This is a genomic window from Streptococcus mobilis, assembly GCF_059727625.1.
In genome coordinates, this window is the sequence record NZ_AP041823.1 from 259374 (window position 1) to 276359 (window position 16986).

Below are 16986 nucleotides of genomic sequence, written 5' to 3' on the forward strand. Positions count from 1 at the left end.
ATTTGCCTTATAAAACTTTTCATCGCTGAAACCGTGTGGTAAAATGATTAAAGTATAAAATTTGTATAAAGGGAAGTTTATATGAAAAAGAAAGATCTTATTTTTTATGCCGGAGCGGCAGTCTTGATGGCTGTATCTGCTCAGGGAGTCAGTGCAGATGAGCTGGTTTCAAACGAGGCTGCTACTACTGAAGGCAACCAAGTCCAAGCTGAAAAAGTGCCAGAAGTAGCCGTTGCTGAAAAGTCGGTAGCACCTGTCGTAAGCAACTATGCAGCACCAGCAAATGTGACCGAACAGCCTGTAGCACCTGTGAACAAGGCCGCGGCTTCAGAAAGTGGGGCTCCATCTGTAGAGAAAGCTACAGATGCATCGACGACTGAGAAAAAAGAAGAAACTCCTCTTCAGTCTAATACAGGAAGCACGACCTTCTTTAACACAGGCGCTCACGCTCCAGCTGGTCGTTCAACAGATGTGGCGGTTCAACCAAAATCATTCGTTGATGTGAGTAGCCACAACGGAGACATTAGTATTGGAGACTACCGTACCCTAGCTAATAAAGGCGTGGGCGGTGTCGTTGTCAAATTGACAGAAGACACTTGGTACAAGAACCCGAATGCGGAGAACCAAATTCGTAATGCACAAGCTGCGGGTCTGCAAGTATCGACCTACCACTTCTCACGCTATACTTCCGAGGAAGCGGCGCGTGCAGAAGCGCGATTCTACATTGCAGAGGCGCAACGCTTGAGTCTTCCAAAGAACACCCTCATGGTCAATGACTTTGAGGATGCCAAGATGCAGCCAAACATTAACCGCAACACCCAAGCCTGGGCGGACGAAATGCGTAAAAATGGCTACACCAACTTGATGTTCTACACCAGTGCTAGCTGGTTGGATGAAAACAACCTTCGCAAGAAAGGTCCAGTCAACACCGCTCAATTTGGACTTCAGAATTTCTGGGTTGCCCAATACCCTTCTCCAAAACTATCTGTAAACGATGCGAAAAGTTTGCGTTACAATGGGAAAGCTGGCGCGTGGCAGTTCACTTCTCAAGCGGAATTGCTTCCAGGAAAACACCTCTTTGACCACAGTGTGGACTATACCGGTCGCTTCACCGCGAACGCAAAACCTGCAGCGGATCCAACAGAAGGCAGCTTAAGTGGGAAGATTGACATTGTCAATAACGATACTATGACGGGCCGCTTTGACGTTGTCATCTCAAATGTTAAGGCGCCAAATGGAGTTCGAACCGTTTCTGTACCGATCTGGTCAGAAACAGGTGGTCAAGATGACCTTGTTTGGTATACAGCCAATCGTCAAGCAAATGGGACCTATACCGTCAATGTAAAAGCAGCGGACCATAAAAACTCAACCGGTCTTTACAATGTCCATCTTTACTATGTTCAGAACAATGGACAAATGACGGGTGTGGGTGGAACAACGACAAATGTTTACATTGGAAAACGTCCAGAGGATTTAAAACCAAGTGGTACGTTGACTGTTGAGAACAACAATACTGAGAATGGTACGTTTGACGCGGTAATTCGTAATGTTGTTGCACCAAATGGCTTGAAAGAAGTTCTGATTCCGACGTGGAGTGAAACAAATGGTCAAGATGATCTAGTATGGCACAAAGCAATTCGTCAAAGTGACGGTAGCTATAAAGCAGTTATCAAAGCAAGTGAACATAAGAATTCTCAAGGTAAATATTTGGTTCACGCCTATTATGTTAATGACTTAGGAAAAAAAGAATATGTGGCAAGCACTGCTACAAATGTATATCAAACAAAACCGACCAATGTAAGCGGCATGTTGACTGTTGAGAACAACAATACTGAGAACGGTACGTTTGAAGCAGTTATTCGCGATGTAGTATCTCCAAATGGCTTGAAAGAAGTTCTGATTCCGACGTGGAGTGAAACAAATGGTCAAGATGATCTAGTATGGCATAAAGCAATTCGTCAAAGTGACGGTAGCTATAAAGCAGTTATCAAAGCAAGTGAACATAAGAATTCTCAAGGTAAATATTTGGTTCACGCCTATTATGTTAATGACTTAGGGAAAAAAGAATATGTGGCAAGCACTGCTACAAATGTATATCAAACAAAACCGACCAATGTAAGCGGTACGTTGACTGTTGAGAACAACAATACTGAGAACGGTACGTTTGAAGCAGTTATTCGCGATGTAGTATCTCCAAATGGCTTGAAAGAAGTTCTGATTCCGACGTGGAGTGAAACAAATGGTCAAGATGATCTAGTATGGCACAAAGCAATTCGTCAAAGTGACGGTAGCTATAAAGCAGTTATCAAAGCAAGTGAACATAAGAATTCTCAAGGTAAATATTTGGTTCATGCCTATTATGTCAATGACTTAGGGAAAAAAGAATATGTGGCAAGCACTGCTACAAATATCAGTATTTCTAAGTCAACCGGCACTCTCTTGATCCAAAACAACAATAAGGATACAGGAACATTTGACGTCATCATCCAGGATGTCTACAGCCCTAAAGGGGTGCGGACCGTTCAAGTCCCAACTTGGTCTGAAAAGGACGGCCAAGACGATATTCGCTGGTATGAAGCAACACGCCAAGCGAACGGAGACTACAAGGTATCGGTTAAAGCGAGCGACCACAAGAACTCTACTGGTAAATACCATATTCACCTTTACTATATTCAAAATGATGGTTCTCGTGTAGGTATTGGTACCACTACTACAGACGTAGAAGTTAGAAATGCCATGACCAAGACGCAAGCTGCTATCAAGAATGTCAATGCAACGAACGGGACTTATACAGTAGCTGTAGATCAGGCACCTCAGGGACGTCAGATTAAGAATATTCGTGTCGCAGCTTGGTCTAAAGCGCACCAAGAAAATCTATACTGGTATTCCGCAACACCGACAGGTATGCATACAGAGATCACTGTCTCTGCCAATAATCACGGTAATGAAGCGGGCAACTATACCACTCACGTCTATGTAGACTACAAAGATGGGGGAGTTGAAGGTTTTAACCTCGGTCAGACAGCCTTGTCTCCACGAAATCAAAAGGTGAATCCACAAACAACCTATTATTCTCAACGGGATCCTCGTTGGGCTGGGAAATATTACGGTGTGAGCAATGTCGATCAGTCAGGTTGTGTGCCAACCTCCCTTGCCATGACCTTTACAGATATCTTAGGTAGAACTATTTTGCCAACAACAGTAGCTGATTATCTCTACAACAATACTGATTCATTCAACAAAGGTGAAGCAGGAACAGATTCTGATGGGATTGTAGCTGCCACTCGTAACTGGGGCTTGAAGAGCCAATTGATTAATGGAGCTGGAGGTATTGCAGAAGCCCTCATGGCTGGCAAGCATGTACTTGCTGCAGTAGGCAATAGCCAATTTACTAGCGATCCTTATACTCATGAATTAGTCTTGCATGGTTATGACAATGGAAGAACCTACGTACGCGATCCATATAATAGCAGCAACAACGGCTGGTACTCCATCAACTATCTTCACTCTATTAAGAGTAAGGACCCGATGGATAACAAGCTTGGAGCACCTTTCTTCTCAATTTTTGCATAAGCTAAACAGAAGGCCAATCTGGCCTTCTGTTTTCTTTAAAAATAGGATTCTTCTCATGATATTGTTTCTTGATCCGGCGGTTTGTGCTATAATACTACTATGTGGGTACAATCCGTATAAAAAATTGTAAGGAAGATACATGAAAAAGAAAGATCTTATTTTTTATGCTGGGACAGCCGTTTTGTTTGCTTTTTCGACACAACAAGTCAAAGCCGATGAGCAACATGCGTCCGATCAAACACCAGAAAATACATCAGCTATCGTTGCAACAACTTCATCAGAAGCACAGAATACCGTGAGCGAAGGAGTGAGAGTTGAGAAAGGTATTCAGACAGAAAATACCGTTGCAACAGAGGCAGCACCTGTCACACCGACTCTTAGCAATAACCAGTCTTCTGACAAGGGCACTAGCGACAAGGTTGTATCAGAGCAACCAGCACAAGCTGTGGTAGCTAGTCGTGCACCATATGGCGCACGCGCACGAGTGGTAGAATCAGAAGATAATAGTTTGCCGGTTGAGAAAGTAGAGAAGCCAAGTGGCACGCTAACAATTGAAAATAATAATGTTGAAACAGGAACCTTTGAAGCAGTTATTCGCGATGTAGTATCTCCAAATGGCTTGAAAGAAGTTCTGATTCCGACGTGGAGTGAAACAAATGGTCAAGATGATCTAGTATGGCACAAAGCAATTCGTCAAAGTGACGGTAGCTATAAAGCAGTTATCAAAGCAAGTGAACATAAGAATTCTCAAGGTAAATATTTGGTTCACGCCTATTATGTTAATGACTTAGGGAAAAAAGAATATGTGGCAAGCACTGCTACAAATGTATATCAAACAAAACCGACCAATGCAAGCGGTACGTTGACTGTTGAGAACAACAATACTGAGAACGGTACGTTTGAAGCAGTTATTCGCGATGTAGTATCTCCAAATGGCTTGAAAGAAGTTCTGATTCCGACGTGGAGTGAAACAAATGGTCAAGATGATCTAGTATGGCATAAAGCAATTCGTCAAAGTGACGGTAGCTATAAAGCAGTTATCAAAGCAAGTGAACATAAGAATTCTCAAGGTAAATATTTGGTTCACGCCTATTATGTTAATGACTTAGGGAAAAAAGAATATGTGGCAAGCACTGCTACAAATGTATATCAAACAAAACCGACCAATGTAAGCGGTACGTTGACTGTTGAGAACAACAATACTGAGAACGGTACGTTTGAAGCAGTTATTCGCGATGTAGTATCTCCAAATGGCTTGAAAGAAGTTCTGATTCCGACGTGGAGTGAAACAAATGGTCAAGATGATCTAGTATGGCACAAAGCAATTCGTCAAAGTGACGGTAGCTATAAAGCAGTTATCAAAGCAAGTGAACATAAGAATTCTCAAGGTAAATATTTGGTTCACGCCTATTATGTTAATGACTTAGGGAAAAAAGAATATGTGGCAAGCACTGCTACAAATGTATATCAAACAAAGCCGATTAGTGCAAGCGGTACGTTGACTGTTGAGAACAACAATACTGTAACAGGTACGTTTGAAGCAGTTGTTCGCGATGTAGTAGCTCCAAACGGATTGAAAGAAGTTCTAATCCCAACATGGTCAGATTCGAACGGGCCTGATGATCTAGTATGGCACAAAGCAGTCCGTCAAAGTGATGGCAGCTACCGTGCAACCATCAAAGCCTCAGATCATAAAAATGAGGATGGTAAGTACAACGTCCATGTTTATTACGTAGATCAAAATAATCAACGAAACTATATTACAGAAATTACGACAGAAGTGCGTCAAGCCCGTCTTTCTGGCACTCTCTTAATCCAAAACAACAACAAGGATGCGGGTACTTTTGACGTCATTATCAAGGATGTCTACAGTCCTAAAGGTGTGCGGACCGTTCAAGTCCCAACTTGGTCTGATAAGGACGGCCAAGACGACATCCGTTGGTATGAAGCGACTCGCCAATCAAATGGAGACTACAAGGTCTCGGTCAAAGCGAGCGATCATAAGAATTCTACTGGTAAGTACCATGTTCACCTTTACTATATCCAAAATGATGGTTCTCGTGTAGGTGTTGGTACTACGACTACAGAAGTGGAGTTCCGAAATGCCATGACCAAGACGCAAGCTTCTATTAAGAACGTCAATTCTGGTGCTGGAACCTATACGGTAACGGTAGATCAAGCGCCTCAGGGACGTCGGATTAAGAATATCCGTGTCGCAGCCTGGTCTCAAGCACACCAAGAAAATCTTTTCTGGTATTCAACAGCACCTTCTGGAATGCATACAGAAGTGCAGGTTTCTGCAGCAAATCACCAGTACCAATCAGGTAACTATACCACTCACGTCTATGTGGATTATGTCGATGGTGGCGTTGAAGGCTTTAACCTTGGTCAAACAGCCCTTCATCCCCGTGCGACAGTAGATCAAACAGCTTTTAGTCCTCGTGTAACGAATGGACAACGGGACCGTGTCTTGCGGGCAGCAGCTAGTCTAGTGGGCGTTCGTGGAGGAACTGCAGCTCACCATCAATTGGTCAACGATTATAACAGTGTCAAACCACTTCCGGTTGGTTATGCAGTGAAGACGACCGATGACTGGTGTGATATCTTTGTCACAACAGTCTTCCAGCGGGAAGGTTTGAGTGGTTTGATTGGCCGTGAATGTGGAGTTGAACGTCACATCCAGATCTTCAAACGCTTGGGCATTTGGAATGAAAATGGTGCTTCTACACCAAAAGCAGGGGATATCATCACCTTTAACTGGGATCAAGATAGTCAGCCAAATAATGGTTTTGCGGATCACATCGGAATTGTTGAGAGCGTCTCAAATGGGATCATTCATACCATTGAAGGAAACTCCAACAACCAAGTCCGTCGCAATACCTACCGAATCGGACATGGCAATATCCGTGGATTTGCAACCCCACGCTATCAATAATAAAAAGGGAGTGGGAAAGAACTCCGACTAGTAAAAAGAGTTCGTCTTCCCACCCCCGCACAGTTGATTAGGTCATCTTTGGAGCTTAAAAAGAGAACAAAGATGCCAATCAACCACTGCGTCATACAGTTATTTCTATCAAATATAAAAGGCTGAACAGTTTTTGTCCAGCCTATTTTTTGTGGCTTCTTTTTTTAGTCTTTCAACCCTTCTTCGAAACTCTTAGAAGGGGCCTCGACTTGGATGGTTTCAAGGGTTAATGGATTGGTGAAGATCAAGCGGTGAGCATGGAGCATGAGTCGCTCTCCGCGTGCAGGGTTATAGAGAGGATCCCCGACAATCGGGTGCCCATGATGGGAGAGATGCACCCGGATCTGATGGGTGCGCCCCGTCTTGAGCTGGCATTTGACCAGGCTGTTTCGCCCGATTTTTTTCAGTTGCGTCACCTGAGTTTCTGCGTACTGACCTTTTCGTGGATCGACCAGGCGCTTGCGCCGATCGTGGCGATCGCGTCCGATTTTATCCTTGTAGACGATGGTCTTTTGTGCTAAGCTGCCTTGGATCAAGGCCCAGTACTCGCGTTGGATGTTTTTATCTTCCAAAATGCGGTTGAGAATGGGCAGGATAAAAGGATTTTTGGCAAATAAAATCGCTCCGCTGGTTTCCTTGTCTAACCGATGCACGACGTAGCAGGTAGATCCAACATAGCTGGAAACATGGTTGAGAAGAGCAATTTCTGTCGGCTCATTGGCATGGGTTTTCATACCTTCGGGCTTATTGACGATGATGACATGCTCATCCTGATAGAGTTCTTCGACCAGACTCGGGTCTCCGGCTGGGAGCTCTTTTTCAGGGTAATCGTCCGCGTCAAAGATCAGCTGGATCTGGTCTCCTTTTTGAACGGGGCTCTGCCAGTTGATGGTCTCGCCATTGACCAAGACGTGCTTCTTGGTTCGTAAAAAATGCCGGATCTTACGGGGAATGAGGAAGTAGTCCTCAAGCAACTCTTTCACAGTCATCTGGGGAAAGGATTGTGGAATGGTAAATTGATAGTTCATGACCCTATTGTAGCAAAATCTAAGCTTAAAGAAAACTAAATGGGAGAAGGGAATGAGCCATCTTTTCTTGCTAGGACAAGGATAAGGTGTTACAATAACAGGTATGAATAGAATAAAAGAATTATTTGAAAACCTGATCACTTTTTTTAGAAAGGATCATCCGCCCAAAACGGTGGCAGAAGAAGTGCCAGACACGGAACTACCGGAAGAGACAGTAGAGCCGATCTATAGTCGCTCAGGCAAGCACAGAAGCAAACCTCTCTCTCAGCACCCCTTCCGTCGTTTTTGGCGTCGCTTCCATTTGACTAAGATTCTCCTGATCATTGGGCTAGGCTTTAGCCTCTTGACAGGGGGCTATCTCTTCTACCTCGCAAAGACGACCAACGTCAAGGATTTGCAGAATGCACTGAAGGCGACTACCATTATCTATGATAAGAATGGGGACCAGGCGGGAAGTTTGACCGGGCAAAAAGGAACCTATGTCGAACTCGATGCCATTAGTGAGAATCTGCAAAATGCCGTGGTCGCAACAGAGGACCGGAGCTTTTACAAGAATAGCGGGATTAACTATGGTCGCTTCTTCTTAGCGATTTTGACCCTGGGTCGCTCAGGTGGTGGGTCGACCATCACTCAGCAGCTAGCCAAGAATGCTTACCTGTCTCAGGACCAGACGGTGGAGCGTAAGGCCAAGGAATTCTTCCTAGCGCTTGAAATCAATAAGAAATATAGTAAAAAAGAGATCCTCACCATGTACCTCAACAATGCCTATTTTGGAAATGGGGTTTGGGGAATTGAGGATGCTTCCAAGAAGTATTTTGGGGTTTCAGCCAGTCAATTAAGCCTGGATCAGTCTGCTGTTCTCGCCGGTATGCTCAAGGGACCTGAGATCTATAACCCGCTCTATTCGGTAGAGAATGCGACCAATCGCCGCAATACGGTCCTCCAAAATATGGTGGCGGCTGGTTATATTGACCAGGCAACGGCTGATCAGTCTGCTGCTGTCGATATCCATGGCCAGCTGGTCGATGCCTATGAAGGCAAGTCAGAGGATTACCGCTACCCATCCTATTTTGATGCGGTCATCAATGAGGCGGTCAATGAATACGGCCTGACCGAAGAAGACATTGTCAAAAATGGCTACCGGATCTACACCGAGCTGGATCAGAATTACCAAGCAAGCATGCAGGTGATCTATGACAATACGGCCCTCTTCCCAGTAGCGGAAGACGGCACGCGCGCGGAATCTGGTAGTGTCGCCCTTGATCCTAAGACCGGAGGGGTTCGGGCTCTCGTAGGGCGTGTCGGAAGCGATCAAAATCCAGGTTTCCGTACCTATAACTATGCGACCCAGGCTGCCCGTAGTCCAGGATCAACCATCAAACCTTTAGTCGTCTATAGCCCAGCCGTTGCGGCAGGTTGGTCGACCAATAAGGAATTGGACAATAGTACCACCCAATATGGAAGCTATGAGGTCAATAACTACGCGGGAATCCAGTCTAGCCCAACGGTACCGATGTACCAGGCCTTGGCAGAGTCCCTTAACCTTCCAGCCGTAGCGACCGCTAATGATTTGGGTCTCGATACGGTCTTTGAGTACGGGAAAAAATTCGGACTCAACATGGACAAGGTGGACAAGTCGCTTGCTGTTGCCTTGGGAGCTGGTGTGACAACCAATCCGATGCAGATGGCCCAAGCCTATGGAACCTTTGCCAATGGTGGTGTCATGAATGATGCCCACCTCATTACCAAGATTGAAAATGCAAGCGGCCAAGTGGTCAAGAGCCACAGCCAGAAATCAACCCGAGTGCTCAGTGGTTCAACGACAGATAAGATGACCAATATGATGCTAGGTACCTTTAGTAATGGTACAGGGGTTAACGCTGCGCCTTATGGTTATACCATGGCAGGGAAAACCGGTACGACAGAGACCAGCTTTAACAAGGACCTCTCTGGAGACCAATGGGTGATCGGCTACACGCCAGATGTGGTCATCAGTCAGTGGCTTGGTTTCCCAACGACCGATGAAAATCACTACCTGACGGACAGTAGTGCTGGAACGGCGTCCGAGATCTTCCGCAATGTTGCCAACAGTGTTCTGCCTTATACAGATGGTACCCAGTTTGACTCGGTGAAGAACTCTTATGCTGAAAATGGCATTGCGCCAGTCGGAGAAGAAACGACAGAAACAGATAGCAAAGAAGACAAAGGTTTCTTTGAGGATGTCAAAGAAAAGGCGTCGAATATGGTTGATGATGCGAAGAAAGCAATCGACGAGGCCGATATCCCAGGAAAAGCGAAAAACGCTTGGGATACCTTCAAAGGCTGGCTTGGTTTCTAATCAAAAAAACGATTCAGAAGGATTTCTGAATCGTTTTTTGCAGATTGAAGAAGACAAAGTCTTCTTAGAAACTTTCCTTAGGTGATTACGGATGTCAGCGAACTTCGAAGAAGTTCCATGACTTAGTTTTGGACCTAAGGTTCCAAAACTCCCGAGTGCTAGAAACAATAGTGTTTCTAGCACTTTTCTCACGGCGGAAAGTTTCTGTTGAAATGATCCTAATAGTATTAATTATTTTAATTTTTCAACGTTACTTAGATTGTTTTATGTAAAATGCAATTTGTCTATATTCTAAAAAGATCCATTCAGAAGGATTTCTGAATAGACCTTTGTTTAAAGTTCACTATCTGACAAGCTAAAGGTATCGCCGTGTTGGAGATCCCCGTACTGGTAGCCCCGTTTGAACCAGCGCATGCGTTGCTCGGAAGTTCCGTGGGTAAAGCTATCTGGTACCGAGTAGCCGTAGGCTTGCTCCTGGAGAGTATCATCCCCGACTGCATGAGCCGCATTCATGGCTTCTTCGATATCGCCGATATCTAGAAGGTTTCGGTCTTGAATGGAGCGGGCCCAGACACCTGCTAGGTAATCGGCTTGTAGCTCGATACGGACACTGATGGCATTTCGTTCCTTTTCAGAAAGGCCTTGTTGCATCCGATGGTATTTGCCAAGGATTCCCAGCTCATTTTGTACGTGGTGGCCGACTTCGTGGGCGATCACGTAGGCCATGGCAAAGTCCCCGCTTGCCTTGTATTTGGTTGTCAATTCCTTGTAGAAGCTCATATCCAAATAAATCTTTTTGTCGGTCGGACAGTAGAAGGGACCAGCCGATGCTTGTCCAACCCCACAGCCTGTCTGCGTCCGTCCGGTATAGAAGACTAGTTTGGGCTCCTGGTAGGTCCGTCCTTCGGCTTGAAAGACCTTGTGCCAATGATCTTCTGTTGTTCCAAGGACCTTGCTGACGAACTCGGCATCTGCATCGTCGACATGGGTCTTGTTGGTGCGCGTGACTTGGGTGGACTGGTAAGGTTGGGAAGAAGTCTCGTTTCCAAAGAGTCCACCAAGACTAGCGCCACCACCTCCTAGAAGAACCAGAAGAAGGATGAGGACAATCTTACTCTTGAAGCTTCCGGGCGATAGCAAGATTTGTAAAATGCCCCCACCAAGATTACTATTGCCTGAAGATTGGGAGTAGCTTTGCCCTCGACGGTCTTCGATATTTCTACTTTCTTTTAGGTTATCACTTTTCATATTCGTCTCCTTTTGTTTTATTTTACCAAAAATGAGGAAAAAACCAGAGTGATAACGCTTTAGATTTGCTTTTTTCTTGACAGGAGATTTTCTGTTCTTGTCAAAACGTGGAAAACTTGCTATAATGGGGTGAACGGAGGCGTTATGGCATTAAAAAAAGCAAGTCTAGCGTGTACGGTTTGTGGGTCACGCAATTACTCCATTAAGTTGAGTGGGACGCCAAAACCAACACGTCTAGAAGTCAATAAATTCTGCAAGCATTGCAGCAAGTATACCATCCATAAAGAAACACGATAGGAGAGAGTTGTGAAATTCATTAAAGATATTTTCGTCTTACTAAAAGATACAACTTGGCCAAATCGCAAGGAAAGATGGAAAAACTTTATCTCAGTGATTGAGTACACCGCTTTCTTTGTTGCATTGATTTATTTGTTCGACAAAGTCATTGCACGTGGCCTATTGCACATGATCAATTTCTTTTAAGAAAAGAAGCCAGGTGGGATCCCCAGGGTCCCACTTTTTGCGGTTTTTTCTTAAAAATAAATCAGCAAACCTCTTTGCATTCCTGCAAAATGTGGTATAATGAAGCTAGGAAAAGGAAAGCCAAGAGGCTTTTTTTAGTATGTTCACAAAAGCTCGAGCAGGCTAAACAGAAAGAAAGGATGCCCAAATGGACAGTTTTGATAAAGGCTGGTTTGTACTACAAACCTACTCAGGATATGAAAACAAGGTAAAAGAGAATCTTTTGCAACGTGCGCAAACTTACAATATGTTAGAAAACATCTTGCGCGTAGAGATTCCGACTCAAACCGTACAAGTTGAGAAAAACGGTAAAACAAAAGAAATCGAAGAAAATCGCTTCCCAGGTTATGTCTTGGTAGAAATGGTCATGACAGATGAAGCTTGGTTTGTCGTTCGGAATACACCGAACGTTACTGGTTTCGTTGGATCCCACGGGAACCGTTCAAAACCAACTCCATTGTTGGAAGAAGAAATCCGCAGCATCTTGCTCTCTATGGGTCAAACCGTTCAAGAGTTTGATTTGGATGTCAAGGTGGGCGACACAGTTCGCATCATCGACGGTGCTTTCACAGACTATACTGGTAAGATCACTGAAATTGATAACAACAAGGTGAAAATGGTCATTTCTATGTTCGGTAACGATACGGTTGCAGAAGTGAATTTGAACCAAATTGCTGAATTGTAAGAAAAATAGAACCCTCCAAGAAAAACTTGGAGGGTTCTTTGTATGGATCGTTATTGATTTTTATCTAGCCCAGTGATCTTTTTTAACTGCTTGGTTTCTGCAGTAGACGTAACATTGAAGATCTTATTTCCTTGTGTAGAGAAGCTAGATTCATCTCCGTTACTATCTTTATAGACATAGCTGGTACCATTTTCTGAACGCATAATGGCATAGGGTTTTCCGAGACGTTCGAGGGCCGTTTTTGGTGTATCGGATTTGGAAATGCTGCCAGTAGACTGGTGGTTGGCATCGCCCCCTCTTAGTTGGAAGGTGATATCTGTTAACACATTATTGCGGAAGAAAGCCATGATATCGCCATTGTCTGTTGCCCAAACATTGACTCCATCACCAGGATTCGCACTGTCTGAGCTACTTACGGGTTGACCAAAGGCTGCAACTACGTCATCGTAACTGCTTCTTTCTTTTGGCCCACCAACCTCTTGTCCATCTTCGGTTCTCAATACAAAACCGGTGGTAGGGTGGAGGTTCTTGAGCTTTTCGATCTCAGGAATGGATGCAGCTCCTGGCACATATTGGAGAGATGCGCCATCATCTGGATCCAAACTGAAGCGACCTGAAAAATCATCTGAGCTACTGCTGTCTGAAGAAGTGCTCGACGATTTACTAGATGATTTTTTTGTTGAGGATTGTTTGATCGGTTTTCTAGAACTAGAAGCTGTTTTTGCTGGTTGCGCAGAATTGGCAGGTGAGCAAGCGGCTAGTGTCACTAGTGAAAGAAGGCCGATCGTAAAGAAACGAATGTTTTTCATAAATACCCTTTCTAATGTGCTTCGCCGATCAGGCGAGGTTTTATTATATCAATAATCAAGGAATGGAGCAAATGGCAACAAAAAAACCCCCTATTGCTAGGGGAATTTTTAAAAGATAAAAGATGATAAAAAATTTTATTATCAAGGCGGTAGACGGATTTGAACCGACGATCAAGCTTTTGCAGAGCCGTGCCTTACCACTTGGCTATACCGCCATAACATATAATATTGTAACCTAAAAAACAAGATAGGTCAAGAAAAACTTTTTACGTCAAACAACTTTAGAAAACCATTTCATCGTAGGGATTGAAAAAATCTCTCAAATAGCTTGCGAATTCTAGTGATTTCTGCTATACTTATAGAGTTGTCTAAGACAGCAAATACTCATCTCGGATCCATTGTGGCACCGTTGCCCTTGTGGTCGTGCTGCAAGTTGACGTCTGAGAGAGGAGAAAAAAACAAAAAAGGAGAAACTACTCATGGCAGTAATTTCAATGAAACAACTTCTTGAGGCTGGTGTACACTTCGGTCACCAAACTCGTCGCTGGAACCCTAAGATGGCTAAGTACATCTTCACAGAACGTAACGGAATCCACGTTATCGACTTGCAACAAACTGTAAAATATGCAGACCAAGCATACGACTTCATGCGTGATGCAGCTGCAAACGATGCAGTGATCTTGTTCGTAGGTACTAAGAAACAAGCTGCTGATGCTGTTGCAGAAGAAGCTGTTCGTGCAGGTCAATACTTCATCAACCACCGTTGGTTGGGTGGAACTCTTACTAACTGGGGAACAATCCAAAAACGTATCGCTCGTTTGAAAGAAATCAAACGCATGGAAGAAGATGGAACTTTTGAAGTTCTTCCTAAGAAAGAAGTTGCATTGTTGAACAAACAACGCGCTCGTCTTGAAAAATTCTTGGGCGGTATCGAAGACATGCCTCGTATCCCAGACGTAATGTACGTTGTGGATCCACATAAAGAACAAATCGCTGTTAAAGAAGCTAAGAAATTGGGTATCCCAGTTGTAGCGATGGTCGACACAAACACTGACCCAGATGATATCGATGTTATCATCCCAGCGAACGATGACGCTATCCGCGCTGTTAAATTGATCACTGCAAAAATGGCTGATGCTGTTATCGAAGGACGTCAAGGTGAAGACAGTGTTGCTACAGTAGAAGCTGAATTGGCAGCTACTGAAGGTCAAGCTGATTCAATCGAAGAAATCGTTGAAGTTGTAGAAGGCGACAACGCTTAATTCATTCAATAAGTAACGAACCTAAGAGGGCAGGGCTCAGCCCGACCCTCTTATTTTATTAAAAAATATAGGAGAACAAAAATGGCAGAAATTACAGCTAAGCTTGTAAAAGAATTGCGTGAAAAATCTGGTGCCGGTGTCATGGACGCTAAAAAGGCATTGGTTGAAGTTGAAGGTGATATCGAAAAAGCGATCGAATTGCTTCGCGAAAAAGGTATGGCTAAAGCAGCTAAGAAAGCTGACCGTGTTGCCGCTGAAGGTTTGACTGGTGTTTATGTCAATGGTAACGTTGCAGCAGTAGTTGAAGTAAACGCTGAAACTGACTTCGTTGCGAAAAACGCTCAATTCGTTGAATTGGTAAACGCAACAGCAAAAGTCATCGCTGAAGGTAAACCAGCTAACAACGAAGAAGCTCTTGCTTTGACAATGCCTTCAGGTGAAACTCTTGAAGCTGCATACGTATCTGCAACAGCTACAATCGGTGAAAAAATTTCATTCCGTCGTTTTGCCTTGCTTGAAAAAACAGATGCACAACACTTCGGTGCTTACCAACACAACGGTGGACGTATCGGTGTTATCTCTGTGATCGAAGGTGGAGACGAAGCACTTGCTAAACAAATCTCAATGCACATCGCTGCAATGAAACCAACTGTTCTTTCATACAAAGAATTGGATGAACAATTTGTGAAAGATGAATTGGCACAATTGAACCACGTCATCGACCAAGATAACGAAAGCCGTGCAATGGTTGGTAAACCAGCTCTTCCACACTTGAAATTTGGTTCTAAAGCTCAATTGACTGACGAAGTAGTTGCTCAAGCTGAAGAAGATATCAAAGCTGAATTGGCAGCTGAAGGTAAACCAGAAAAAATCTGGGATAAAATCATCCCAGGTAAAATGGATCGCTTCTTCTTGGACAACACAAAAGTTGACCAAGCCTACACTCTTCTTGCACAAGTCTACATCATGGATGACAGCAAGACAGTTGAAGCTTACCTTGAATCAGTAAATGCTTCAGTTATCGAATTCGTTCGTTTTGAAGTTGGTGAAGGTATTGAAAAAGCTTCAAATGACTTTGAAGCAGAAGTTGCAGCTACAATGGCAGCAGCTCTTAACAACTAAGAATAAAAAAATAAGAGGTTTCGAAGGAAACCTCTTTTTTGTAATATAAATTCATCTAAATAACTCACTTAAGGAAAGATTCAGAGAAAATATTATGTGAATTGATATTATGGGGTCATTCATTTGCTTAATGTGCGAAGGTATCGATTCCTAGAAGCAGGGACAGGGTTCCCATGATGAGGCCGGCTAGGATCACTCCGAGCATGACTGCGAGGCTACTGCGTTTGAAGTCCCAGTCAAGGATAGAAGCTGCAAGGGCACCAGTCCAGGCACCAGTTCCCGGAAGAGGAATTCCCACAAAGAGCAATAAGGCCCAGAAGATTCCCTTGTCTCCTGCAGCTTTTTTTAATTTCTGTCCGCCTCTATGGCCCTTATTGAGACACCAGCTAAAAAAGCCTCCGATAATTGGTTTTTTTGCCCCCCAAGTAAGAATATGGCGGGCGAAGAAGAAGATCAGAGGGACAGGGAGAAGATTTCCGATCACGCCGATCAGGAGCGCTGTCCATAAGGGAATACCATTTGCAATGGCAAAAGGGATGGCCCCGCGCAATTCAACAAGGGGCACCATGGAGATCAGGAAGGTAAAGATATATTTCATTAGTCAAGCCTTTCGATTAGTCTTCTTCATTCTATCGTATCTTCCTTCAATTGACAACTATTCCAGCTTTGGAATGAACTTTTTAAATCTTTTATCTTGACTTTCTGAATGAGGAAGCATATAATAAAGACATAGTTAATTAGAATCATTATAAAAAAGGAGAAACGATATGACAACTATGAAACATGAAGCAGCTACTGATGTAGCAACTTTTGCACCTTCTAATAAAGAAACTCTTCCAGAAACAAAAGCCCTCTTGAACCAAGTCGTAGCAGATCTCTACGTCGCTCACATTGCCCTTCACCAAGTACACTGGTATATGCGTGGACGTGGCTTTATGGTTTGGCATCCAAAAATGGATGAATACATGGACAGCTTGGATGCAACCTTGGATGAAGTGAGCGAACGCTTGATCACTCTTGGTGGAGCTCCTTATTCTAGCATGACTGAATTTTTGGAACACAGCAATATTGAAGAACGCCGTGGAACATTTACGAAAAATGTAGAAGAAAGCTTGACACGTGTTCTTGAAATCTTCCATTACCTTGATGGCCTTTACCAAAAAGCTTTGGATGTTACAGATGCTGAAGGCGACGATGTAACCAACGATATCTTTGTTGGGGCTAAAGCAGAACTTGAAAAGAACATTTGGATGGTGGCTGCTGAACTTGGTCAAGAACCAGGATTATAAGATCATAAAAAAATAGAAGCCGTTGGCTTCTATTTTTTTGGTTTGTAGGAGATTTCCACTAATTAAAGGAATTCTTAATCTAACTATAGTTGGAGCGAAATCGAGGCCTATCGCTCCTATTTTTTTGGTATAGTTAATATGTGAT

At 43.8% G+C, this 16986-nt stretch carries 13 protein-coding genes and 1 tRNA gene; 9 read left to right on the plus strand and 5 right to left on the minus strand.

Annotated elements, in window-relative coordinates:
* The first annotated feature begins 81 nt into the window (after positions 1 to 81).
* Together AC6IZR_RS01385 and AC6IZR_RS01390 are read left to right on the plus strand one after the other, a co-directional pair.
* Positions 82 to 3573 (plus strand): GBS Bsp-like repeat-containing protein, encoded by a 3492-nt coding sequence (locus AC6IZR_RS01385; protein WP_497848634.1) that lies wholly within the window; start codon positions 82 to 84, stop codon positions 3571 to 3573.
* A 139-nt stretch (positions 3574 to 3712) separates the two neighbouring features.
* Complete coding sequence (locus tag AC6IZR_RS01390; RefSeq protein ID WP_497848635.1) at positions 3713 to 6508, plus strand: GBS Bsp-like repeat-containing protein; 2796 nt, start codon at positions 3713 to 3715, stop codon at positions 6506 to 6508.
* A 194-nt stretch (positions 6509 to 6702) separates the two neighbouring features.
* On the opposite strand, the gene AC6IZR_RS01395 is transcribed toward AC6IZR_RS01390, so the two are convergent.
* Positions 6703 to 7566, minus strand: a complete 864-nt coding sequence (locus tag AC6IZR_RS01395) for an RluA family pseudouridine synthase (RefSeq protein ID WP_497848636.1) — start codon at positions 7564 to 7566, stop codon at positions 6703 to 6705.
* 103 nt (positions 7567 to 7669) lie between these two features.
* Between AC6IZR_RS01395 and pbp2a the strand changes: the two genes are divergently transcribed.
* Positions 7670 to 9904: a penicillin-binding protein PBP2A gene (pbp2a, locus tag AC6IZR_RS01400; protein WP_497848637.1), complete on the plus strand. Its 2235-nt coding sequence runs from the start codon at positions 7670 to 7672 to the stop codon at positions 9902 to 9904.
* 333 nt (positions 9905 to 10237) lie between these two features.
* On the opposite strand, the gene ypfJ is transcribed toward pbp2a, so the two are convergent.
* Positions 10238 to 11152 (minus strand): KPN_02809 family neutral zinc metallopeptidase, encoded by a 915-nt coding sequence (gene ypfJ / locus AC6IZR_RS01405; RefSeq protein WP_024055188.1) that lies wholly within the window; start codon positions 11150 to 11152, stop codon positions 10238 to 10240.
* A gap of 144 nt (positions 11153 to 11296) precedes the next feature.
* On the opposite strand from ypfJ, the gene rpmG reads away from it, so the two are divergent.
* The 3 genes from rpmG (at position 11297) to nusG (ending at position 12359) form a co-directional block, all read left to right on the plus strand.
* Entirely contained in the window at positions 11297 to 11449 is a 153-nt protein-coding gene (gene rpmG, locus AC6IZR_RS01410; protein ID WP_003009043.1) for a 50S ribosomal protein L33, read from the plus strand.
* A gap of 9 nt (positions 11450 to 11458) precedes the next feature.
* Entirely contained in the window at positions 11459 to 11635 is a 177-nt protein-coding gene (gene secE, locus AC6IZR_RS01415; RefSeq protein WP_003002261.1) for a preprotein translocase subunit SecE, read from the plus strand.
* 187 nt (positions 11636 to 11822) lie between these two features.
* Positions 11823 to 12359 (plus strand): transcription termination/antitermination protein NusG, encoded by a 537-nt coding sequence (gene nusG, locus AC6IZR_RS01420; protein ID WP_003002077.1) that lies wholly within the window; start codon positions 11823 to 11825, stop codon positions 12357 to 12359.
* 50 nt (positions 12360 to 12409) lie between these two features.
* Here nusG and AC6IZR_RS01425 read toward each other — a convergent pair whose 3' ends face one another.
* Positions 12410 to 13168, minus strand: coding sequence for a hypothetical protein (locus AC6IZR_RS01425; protein ID WP_480992558.1), 759 nt, complete (start codon positions 13166 to 13168; stop codon positions 12410 to 12412).
* Positions 13169 to 13312: 144 nt separating this feature from the next.
* Positions 13313 to 13383, minus strand: a tRNA-Cys gene (locus AC6IZR_RS01430).
* Positions 13384 to 13647: 264 nt separating this feature from the next.
* On the opposite strand from AC6IZR_RS01430, the gene rpsB reads away from it, so the two are divergent.
* Positions 13648 to 14430 (plus strand): 30S ribosomal protein S2, encoded by a 783-nt coding sequence (rpsB, locus tag AC6IZR_RS01435; protein ID WP_003002189.1) that lies wholly within the window; start codon positions 13648 to 13650, stop codon positions 14428 to 14430.
* An 81-nt stretch (positions 14431 to 14511) separates the two neighbouring features.
* A complete protein-coding gene (tsf, locus tag AC6IZR_RS01440; protein ID WP_003001949.1) occupies positions 14512 to 15552 on the plus strand; it encodes a translation elongation factor Ts in 1041 nt (346 codons plus the stop codon).
* 127 nt (positions 15553 to 15679) lie between these two features.
* Here tsf and AC6IZR_RS01445 read toward each other — a convergent pair whose 3' ends face one another.
* Positions 15680 to 16150 (minus strand): COG2426 family protein, encoded by a 471-nt coding sequence (locus AC6IZR_RS01445; RefSeq protein WP_497848638.1) that lies wholly within the window; start codon positions 16148 to 16150, stop codon positions 15680 to 15682.
* Positions 16151 to 16319: 169 nt separating this feature from the next.
* Here AC6IZR_RS01445 and AC6IZR_RS01450 point away from each other — a divergent pair, with 169 nt between their 5' ends.
* Positions 16320 to 16841 (plus strand): Dps family protein, encoded by a 522-nt coding sequence (locus AC6IZR_RS01450; RefSeq protein WP_003001978.1) that lies wholly within the window; start codon positions 16320 to 16322, stop codon positions 16839 to 16841.
* The last annotated feature ends 145 nt before the right edge of the window (positions 16842 to 16986 follow it).